Source organism: Campylobacter sp. (assembly GCF_017646085.1).
In the GTDB taxonomy this organism is placed as follows: domain Bacteria; phylum Campylobacterota; class Campylobacteria; order Campylobacterales; family Campylobacteraceae; genus Campylobacter.
This window is the reverse complement of the sequence record NZ_JAGCNF010000002.1, coordinates 1-8779: the sequence shown is the minus strand read 5'-3', so window position 1 is coordinate 8779 and position 8779 is coordinate 1. Positions and strand designations below refer to the sequence as shown.

At 32.9% G+C, this 8779-nt stretch carries 10 protein-coding genes and 1 tRNA gene; 3 read left to right on the top strand and 8 right to left on the bottom strand.

Annotated features, from left to right (window positions below; translation table 11 throughout):
• From J6V67_RS00115 to J6V67_RS00080, 8 genes are all read right to left on the bottom strand, one after another.
• Positions 1 to 698, bottom strand: a 698-nt coding sequence (locus tag J6V67_RS00115; protein WP_291857035.1) for a glycosyltransferase N-terminal domain-containing protein, incomplete at its 3' end; no start/stop codon positions are given.
• On the bottom strand, positions 695 to 1408 hold the full coding sequence (locus J6V67_RS00110) for a zinc ribbon domain-containing protein (protein ID WP_291857033.1): 714 nt from the start codon (positions 1406 to 1408) through the stop codon (positions 695 to 697). The genes J6V67_RS00110 and J6V67_RS00115, both read right to left, overlap by 4 nt.
• A gap of 13 nt (positions 1409 to 1421) precedes the next feature.
• Complete coding sequence (locus J6V67_RS00105) at positions 1422 to 2147, bottom strand: Nif3-like dinuclear metal center hexameric protein (RefSeq protein ID WP_291857030.1); 726 nt, start codon at positions 2145 to 2147, stop codon at positions 1422 to 1424.
• On the bottom strand, positions 2148 to 3002 hold the full coding sequence (glyQ, locus tag J6V67_RS00100; RefSeq protein ID WP_291857028.1) for a glycine--tRNA ligase subunit alpha: 855 nt from the start codon (positions 3000 to 3002) through the stop codon (positions 2148 to 2150). It abuts the gene before it with no gap.
• Positions 2999 to 3484, bottom strand: a complete 486-nt coding sequence (locus J6V67_RS00095) for a DUF3972 domain-containing protein (RefSeq protein WP_291857027.1) — start codon at positions 3482 to 3484, stop codon at positions 2999 to 3001. Before J6V67_RS00095 ends, glyQ begins: the two co-directional genes overlap by 4 nt.
• Entirely contained in the window at positions 3481 to 3987 is a 507-nt protein-coding gene (gene purE, locus J6V67_RS00090) for a 5-(carboxyamino)imidazole ribonucleotide mutase (RefSeq protein ID WP_291857025.1), read from the bottom strand. The genes J6V67_RS00095 and purE overlap by 4 nt, the downstream gene beginning before the upstream one ends.
• The gene (locus J6V67_RS00085) at positions 3988 to 5259 is read right to left on the bottom strand and encodes a peptidase U32 family protein (RefSeq protein WP_291857023.1); all 1272 of its coding nucleotides are present in this window, start codon (positions 5257 to 5259) and stop codon (positions 3988 to 3990) included.
• A complete protein-coding gene (locus J6V67_RS00080; RefSeq protein WP_291857021.1) occupies positions 5256 to 5978 on the bottom strand; it encodes a chemotaxis protein in 723 nt (240 codons plus the stop codon). Before J6V67_RS00080 ends, J6V67_RS00085 begins: the two co-directional genes overlap by 4 nt.
• Positions 5979 to 6135: 157 nt before the next feature.
• Between J6V67_RS00080 and J6V67_RS00075 the strand changes: the two genes are divergently transcribed.
• The 3 genes from J6V67_RS00075 to glnA all read left to right on the top strand — a co-directional run bounded on the left by J6V67_RS00075 (position 6136) and on the right by glnA (position 8592).
• Positions 6136 to 6212 (top strand) — tRNA-Arg (locus J6V67_RS00075).
• An 85-nt stretch (positions 6213 to 6297) separates the two neighbouring features.
• Positions 6298 to 7077 (top strand): histidinol-phosphatase, encoded by a 780-nt coding sequence (locus J6V67_RS00070; protein ID WP_291857019.1) that lies wholly within the window; start codon positions 6298 to 6300, stop codon positions 7075 to 7077.
• 87 nt (positions 7078 to 7164) lie between these two features.
• Positions 7165 to 8592, top strand: coding sequence for a type I glutamate--ammonia ligase (gene glnA / locus J6V67_RS00065; RefSeq protein WP_291857016.1), 1428 nt, complete (start codon positions 7165 to 7167; stop codon positions 8590 to 8592).
• Positions 8593 to 8779: the final 187 nt, after the last annotated feature.

Genomic DNA, 8779 nt, shown 5'->3' with positions numbered 1-8779 from the left:
AGCTGGTCATTATCATTAAGATTTAGATTAGCTAGTAAATTTTTTTCTTCATTTTCATGTGAGCTAGCTATTATTATCACTCTTTTATCTGGTTTTTTATATTGCTTTGATGGCTTTGGTAGATTGGCTGATTTGATATTTCCTACGACTTTGATATTTTTAGCACCTAGGTTTGCTAAACGCTCTTTATCTATCTGGCTTTGTGCTAAAACCAAATCAACATATTTAAAAAGCCATTTATAATAAAATTTAAATTTAAGATAATTCTTATAGCTTTTATCGCTAATTCTAGCATTTAAAAGTATAGTTTTAGTACCATTTAACTTGGCTACTCTAAATAAATTTAGCCATAATTCTGCTTCAAAAACTATCAAAACATCTGATTTGCTTAGCCAAAAAGGCAAAAAGCATTCAAAAGGTAAGAACCTACAATCTGCATACCCCTTAGCCTTATCAAATCCAGTTTGAGTAATTACACTTACTCTACAATCTTTTAACTCTTTTACTAAAGGCTCAATAGCACAAGCCTCGCCAAGGCTACAGGCATGAAAATGGTATTTAGCAAATTCAGGCTTTGGATTGCGATATAAGAAAAATCTAGCCCTAAGGCTACGGACAAACTTTTGCTTAAAACTTAAAAGCCATAAAAACGGCGAGCAAATTCCGAGCAAAAGTGCCGTAAATAGAGTATAAATCACTCCTCTATAGTCTCTTTATACAAGATTCTACCACAATGTGGACAAGTTGTGATATCTTCACTTTTAATAATATGAGCATATGTTTTATCATTAATTTTCATAAAACAACCATAACACGCCTGTTTTTTAACCGGTACAACTGCTGTATTTTTTGCCCATTTACGAATTTTTTCATAGAATGTAAGGATTTTTTGATTCATATCAGCTAGTAATTTTTCTTTTTGGTCATAGATTTTACTTCTTTCATCCTCAATTGCTTTTAATTCGCCTTCGACTTCGCTATTTAAGCTATCTAATGCACTTTGAGCATTAGATTTTTTCTGTTCTAGTTCAGTTTTTAACTCATTTTTACTATCTATTATTCTCTCAAGTCTGCCAATCTCTTCATTAGCTGCTTCAAGTTGATCTTTAGCTAGGTCTTCTTCTAAATTTAATGCTTTAATCTCTTTTTCGCTCTTTACAGCTGAGGTTTTCTTGCTAATATCTTTGATTTTGGCATTAAATTCATTAATATGAGAATTTGTATTAGCAATTTGTGCCTTTAGCTCTGTTATTTCTGTATCAACTTTTTCTATATTTTCATCTATAGTTGCTATTTCGTCTTTTTTAAGTTGTAAATTTCTATTAATACTCTCAATTCTTGGTGCGTAATTATCTATTTTTTGGTCGATTTGTGATAAATTCACAAGTTGTTGTAAATACTTATTCATTGATTTCCTTTGGTTATCTATATTCAAATGGGTTTATTGAATTTGTGATTGTAGCAAAAACTTTAAACTTTTGCAAGTTTAGCGCCAAAGACTCCCCAAAATACCGCTCACTTTCAAAATGATTAATATCAATCAAACTAAGTGAATTTTCATAAGATTGAAGTGCTGTATGATATTTAAAATCTCCGCTTAAAAAGCAATCAGCTTTAAAACTACCAATTAGCTCACTTCCACTCCCAGTACAAATGGCTGCTGTTTTGATAAAATCACACCCTTTAACTACTCTTATAGTAGTTAAATTTAGTTTGGATTTTATATCAGCTACAAACTCTTCAAAGCTCTTATTTACCTCAAATTTAAACACAAATTCACTATCTTGTTCATAATTTTTATAGCCTAAAACCTCACTTAATACAAATTTATTCAAAACCGCTTTATCATAATTAGTATGCATAGAGATTAAGCTAATATCTTTTTTAATCATATCTTTGATTAAATTTGCTGGATATTCGCTGCTATTAATGCTTTTTAAACCTTTAAAAATTAGCGGATGATGAGTTATAAAAAGTGTTCTAGGCTTAGCCTGAGCTATAAGTGAACTATCTAAATCAAGACTTAAAGTAATACTATCAAACTCATCGTTCATACTACCTATTATAAGTCCAGAATTATCCCAACTCTCTTGTAAATCAAATGGCGCTATGCTATCAAGCATAGCATAAATTTCAGATATTTTCACCTATTTTAAACTCTCTTTATAAGCTAATGCGCAGCCTTTTGCCAGCTCTCTAATTTTTAAAATATAGTCCTGCCTTTGTGTAACGCTAATTGCTCCACGTGCATCAAGTACATTAAATGTATGCGCTGCAAGCATACAATAATCATATGCTGGAAGTGCTAATCCATGCTCTAAAATAGCTTTACACTCACTAGAATAGGACTCAAACCAGCTAAATAATTTAGCTGTATCAGCAATTTCAAAGTTATATTTGCTAAATTCAAATTCACTTTGCTTATGTACATCACCATAGGTTACTACATTGCCATCATGATCATCCCATATGATATCATATACACTATCTTTATCTTGCAAATACATAGCTAGACGTTCAATTCCATATGTTACTTCAGCGCTTATTAATTCACACGGAATTCCGCCTACTTGTTGAAAATATGTAAACTGAGTTACTTCCATACCATCTAACCAAACTTCCCAACCTAGACCCCATGCACCAAGAGTTGGGCTCTCCCAGTTATCTTCTACAAATCTAATATCATGCTTTTTAAGATCAAGGCCAAGTCTTTCAAGGCTTTTTAAATATAGCTCTTGAATATTTTTTGGACTTGGTTTCATTATTACTTGAAACTGATAGTAGCTTCCAAGTCTATTTGGATTCTCGCCATATCTACCATCTGTTGGACGACGAGATGGAGCTACATAGGCTACATTCCATGGTTTCTCACCTAATGAACGTAAAAATGTTGCTTGGTGATAGGTTCCAGCGCCAGCTGGCATATCGTATGGTTGAACGACAATACAGCCTTGCTCGTTCCAGTATTGTTGTAAGGTTAAAATTATCTGACTAAATGTCATGAATTTCCTTTATTATTAAAATTCTCTATGGCTTTATTCCACATCAATTTATATTTACGCTTTAAAAATTCAACCTCTTCTTGAGCATTTTTAAGTTGAGTAGTAAGCGTCTCAACAGTCTTTCTATCCTCATCATATAACTCTTGCATAGAATAAAGCGCTTCTTTTAAAAATTGATTTTCATTTCTAAGCACATCTAATGTTTCATCTTTGGCATCTAGGACTTTTTCGTGTAAATTTAAAATCGTTCCAATTGTCTTTTCGACAAAGCTCTCACCTGGCAAAGTATGCTGCTCGGTATTAGCAACTATCTCACCATTGTGTGCTGGTACAACACTCATTGTGCCTTCATTTGCCTCTATATATATTACATCATTATCTATTTTTGTATTTAATGCACCACGCTCAATCATACCATCAACAACTTCACGCTTTAGATGTACTAGCTGACAAAACTCATCAATGGCTAGATATGTTTTCATTTAGCACCACCTAAGAGAACCTCGATTTTTTTAGAATCAATTTCAAGTGATTTGGCCTGTTTTTCTCTATCTTCTTTTAGTTTTAAAGCTAAATTTTCATCACTTAGAGCTAAAATTTGCATTGCTAAATATGCTGCATTTTTAGCTCCAGCCTTGCCAATTGCAAGTGTAGCTACTGGCATACCAGCTGGCATTTGAACAGTTGAATATAGCGCATCTACACCATTTACTGCTGAACCCCCCATTGGCACACCAATCACTGGCTTTAGACTATAAGCAGCAACTGCACCAGCCAAATGAGCTGCCATACCCGCTGCACAGACAAATACTGCTGCGCCTCTAGCATCAGCATCTTGGACATATTGGTGAGTTCTAGTTGGGCTTCTGTGAGCTGAACTGATAATCATCTCATATTTTACATCAAATTCTTCTAAGATTTTAGCCGTTTCACTTACTATCTCGTAGTCGCTTTTACTACCCATTATAATGCTTACAAATTTCATCTACTCTCCTTCTATAATCTCTTTACGTAAAAAGCTAAATTCTGGTAAGTTTGCAGGGAGATTGATCTCGTTTTCATTTCCACTATGAATTTCATCAAATTCCTTGCCTTTAGTACTTATTAGCTTTTTAAATTTAACATAATACTTATTGTCATCTTTTTTATAGATAGCACCAAGCTCATTTTCTACACTATCTATTGCTGCATTTACAGGAGCAAAAATCTCATACTCATGCTTTGTATCAATTTTAAATTTAGTTTTAAAACTTTTACCATCTAGACTAATAGCATGAACTTGATGCGTACCCTCTTCTATGCTAGTAGTATGGTTTTGCGTATCATCTCTCTCATATGGTTTATGAATAAGATAACCATCGCTAAATCCACGATTTTTAAGTGTATTTAACTCCGCAGCATAAATTTCAGGATTAAATTTACCAGCAATTGCATCATCAATCGCCATTCTATAGGCTTTTGTAGCGCATGCTGCGTAGTATTCGCTTTTTGTTCGACCTTCAATTTTTAGGCTATCTACAGCACCAGTTTGGAGAATTCGTTCTATATGCTTACTTAAATTTAAATCTTTAGAATTCATTATATGAGTGCCGTGTTCATTTTCTTCAAGGCGAAACAAAGCACCATTTTCAGGACTTTTAGCATATAATTCATAATTAAATCTACAATCATTTGCACAACTTCCACGATTGCTTAGTCTGCCGCTTTGTACTGCTGAGACTAGACATCTACCCGAATATGCAAAACACATCGATCCATGACAAAAAATCTCTAATTCTAGACTTGGAATCATCTCTTTAATTAATACAGCATCTTTTAAACTCATCTCACGAGCTGCTACTATTCTACTAGCGCCCATTTCATGATAAATTTGAGCATCTAGATAATTCATTACATTTGCTTGAGTAGAAAGATGCACCTCGACTTGAGGAGCAATCTGCTTAGCTAGTTTCATAACACCTGGAGTCGCAATAATAAAAGCATCAACGCCAAATTCGCTCACAGTTTTAATATGTTTTTTAAGGTTATCAAGCTGAGTATTATATGGAAAACCATTTATCGTAGCATAAAATTTAGCTCCACTCTTATGCGCTAGTCTAACACCCTCTTCAAAACTTTCAAGATCAAATTCCTTTGCACTTCTTTGACGTAAAGAAAAATTCCCAACACTTGCATACACAGCATCTGCACCATAAGCTAGAGCAATTTGAAGTTTAGTTAAATTTCCAGCCGGGCTTAAAAGTTCTGGCTTTTTCACTTTTTACCCAATGAGTCAATTAAGGCTTCTATATCAGCGTTACTTACAACATCTTCAGTTGTTGTATCACCCTCAATATGCATAGCTGAACCAACACGTTTTTCATCATCAATTCTACCTTCAAATAGACTATTCATATATTTACTTAGCGCACGCATTACATTAATAACTCTTTCTATTTTTTGACGGTGAATATCTTGATATTGCATCATATCCATCGTCATCATAACTTCATCTTGCCCCATTTGAACATTGCTTATAATATCATCTATTTTATTGTCTAAGTTTTTATTAAGCTCTAAAAGTTCGCTAAATGTTTGAACATTTGGAAATTTTTCATGCAAAATTTCAAAAACCTCTATATTTCTTGCAATGCAAGTTTTAGCATCATTTGATGTATTTTCTGCATCTTGACAAAATCCACTAATGGTTTCAAGCTTATCAAACATCTCAGTGGCTTTTTCTTCAGAATCCTTTGTAACATCATCTAGTTGATGAACTACTTTATGATCATCTGTTGGTGGTGGTGGTGGCCACGCACTTGTTGAACTTACTCTATAGTTATCGTGCGTAACGATATGGCCACTATTTTGAACCACAGCATCAGCATCTTCGGTTAAATCTGGCTCATCAAGACTAGTATCGCTTACATTATCTATACTACTAGTTAAATCGCTTAAATCTTCAGCCATTAAAGCATCTAATTCTTCTTGTGTCATAAGATCTCCTTAAGAACGTAATTGCGTGATTGTATCTAAATTTAGATAAATTTTGCTTTACATTACAAAAATCATTTAATATTTCAAAAAATATTTTTAAATTTTGCTAACTTTAAGGAATTATTTTGTATAATTCCAATTCTTAACTTAATTTAGTGCGCTCTTAGCTCAGCTGGATAGAGCATTTGATTGCGGTTCAAAAGGTCAGAGATTCGAATTCTCTAGGGCGCACCACTATTTAATCATTGATTCAATTTAAATTTAATCTTTTATTTTATATAATTCTTCTATTAATTTTGTATTTTTTAAGGATTTTTTCATGATCGTAGATCTACACAATCATACTCCATTATGCAATCACGCAACAGGTACTCCAATAGATTATGCTAAAGCTGCTTTTAATCAAGGGTGTAAATTTTATGGATTTAGCGACCATGCGCCAATGAATTTTGATCAAAAATATAGAATGAGCTTTAAGGATATGGATGACTATAAAGAGGTAATTGATATTTTAAAGACTGAATTTAGAGGCAAAATGGAGATATTATTTGGTTATGAGGTTGATTATTTACCTGGATTTATAGATGATAGAGTCTTAAATGCTAATGTAGATTATCTAATTGGTTCGGTACACTTTTTAAATGGTTGGGGATTTGATAATCCTGAGTTTATTGGAGAGTATAAAAATAGAGATATTGATCAAATTTATATTGATTATTTTGACGCTATTAAAATGATGGCAAAATCTGGTAAATTTGATATTGTTGGTCATATTGATCTTATTAAAGTATTTAATTATAAGCCAAAAACAGATATAAGAATAATCGCTAAAGATGCTTTAAATGAGATTAAAAAAAGCGGTATGACAGTAGAATTAAATAGTGCTGGCCTTCGCAAACCAGTATGCGAGATTTATCCTGGAGATGAGATTTTAGAAATTATGAGTCAAATGGGCATCAACATTACTCTCTCAAGCGATGCCCATTCTATAGAACAAGTGGGACAAAATATGGATAAAACCATTATAAAAGCTAAAGAATTTGGATATAGCGAAGTTGTAGTGTATCAAAATCGAGAGAAAAAAATGGTAAAAATTTAAAATGGTATTAATTTAAATATAAATTTAAACTTAAAATTGATATTTTATGCTATAATTTTGAAATTTTATTTTTGAAGGAGTTTGCCTATGGGTAGATTTGTAAATAATGTTAACGAATTTTTTAAATATTGTGATGAAAATGAGGTGAAATTTGTTGATTTTCGCTTTACTGATTTAAAAGGGACATGGCATCACGTATCTTATAATATAAAAGCAATCAATGAAGACTCTTTTAATGGAATTCCATTTGATGGTAGCTCTATCGATGCTTGGCAACCTATACATAAGTCAGATATGATGCTTATTCCTGATGTAGAAACTGCATTTTTAGACCCATTTACAGCAGATACTACAATAATAGTAATCTGCGATGTATATGATATCTATAAAAATGATTTATATGAAAAATGCCCACGCTCAATAGCTAAAAAAGCTATGCAACATCTAAAAGATAGCGGAATTGGTGATACTGCATATTTTGGCCCAGAAAATGAATTTTTTGTATTTGATAATGTAAGAATTATTGATAAACAAAATTGCGCTATGTACGAAGTAGACACTGAAGAGGGTGAATGGAATGATGCAAAAGACTATAAAGATGGTTACAATAGCGGCCATCGCCCAAGAGCAAAAGGTGGCTACTATCCAGTTCAGCCAATTGATTCAATGGTAGATTTAAGAGCAGAGATGGTAAATGTGCTTGAACAAGTTGGCCTTGAGACGTTTGTAGTTCATCACGAGGTAGCTCAGGGTCAAGGCGAAATCGGTGTTAAATTTGGCACATTAGTAGAGGCTGCTGATAATGTACAAATCTATAAATATGTAGTAAAAATGGTAGCTCATCTAAATGGTAAAACAGCTACATTTATGCCAAAACCTCTTTATGGTGATAATGGTAGCGGTATGCATGTCCATCAAAGTATCTGGAAAGATGGTAAAAATTTATTCTTTAAAGCAGGAACATATGCAAATTTAAGCGATATGGCTAGATGGTATATCGGTGGTGTGTTAAGACACGCTAGAAGCGTAGCTGCATTTACTAATCCAAGTACAAATAGCTATAAAAGATTAATTCCTGGTTTTGAAGCGCCAAGCATTCTTACATACTCTTGCCAAAACAGAAGTGCAAGCTGTAGAATACCATATGGTTCAGGAGAAAAAAGTGTAAGAGCTGAGTTTAGATTCCCAGATAGTTCTGCATGCCCATATCTAGCATTTGCAGCTATGTTAATGGCAGGACTAGATGGTATTAAAAATAAAATTGAACCTGTAGGACCAATGGATGAGGATTTATTTGAGCTAACATTAGATGAGATTAGAGAGCGTGGCATCGAGCAACTACCTCACACGCTAAGAGGAAGTCTAGAAGCTGTAATTCGTGATAATAAATACTTAAGCGCTATCATGACAGATCACTTTATAGAGACATACCAACACTACAAATTTGAAACTCAAGTATGGCCATATGAACAACGCCCTACTCCATTTGAGTTTAAAACTGTATATTCTTGCTAACATACCCCCTTGGGCAAAGCTCAAGGGTTGATTTATTTACTTTTTTAAGATTTAAATTATTTTATTGTAAATTCAATTTATAATTTAGATTTTGTATTGCTCTATTTATAACTTTATAGATTTTAAAGTTTAAATTTTAAATAGTTTTAATTATTTAATATTACAAATTATATGGCTTAATATCGCT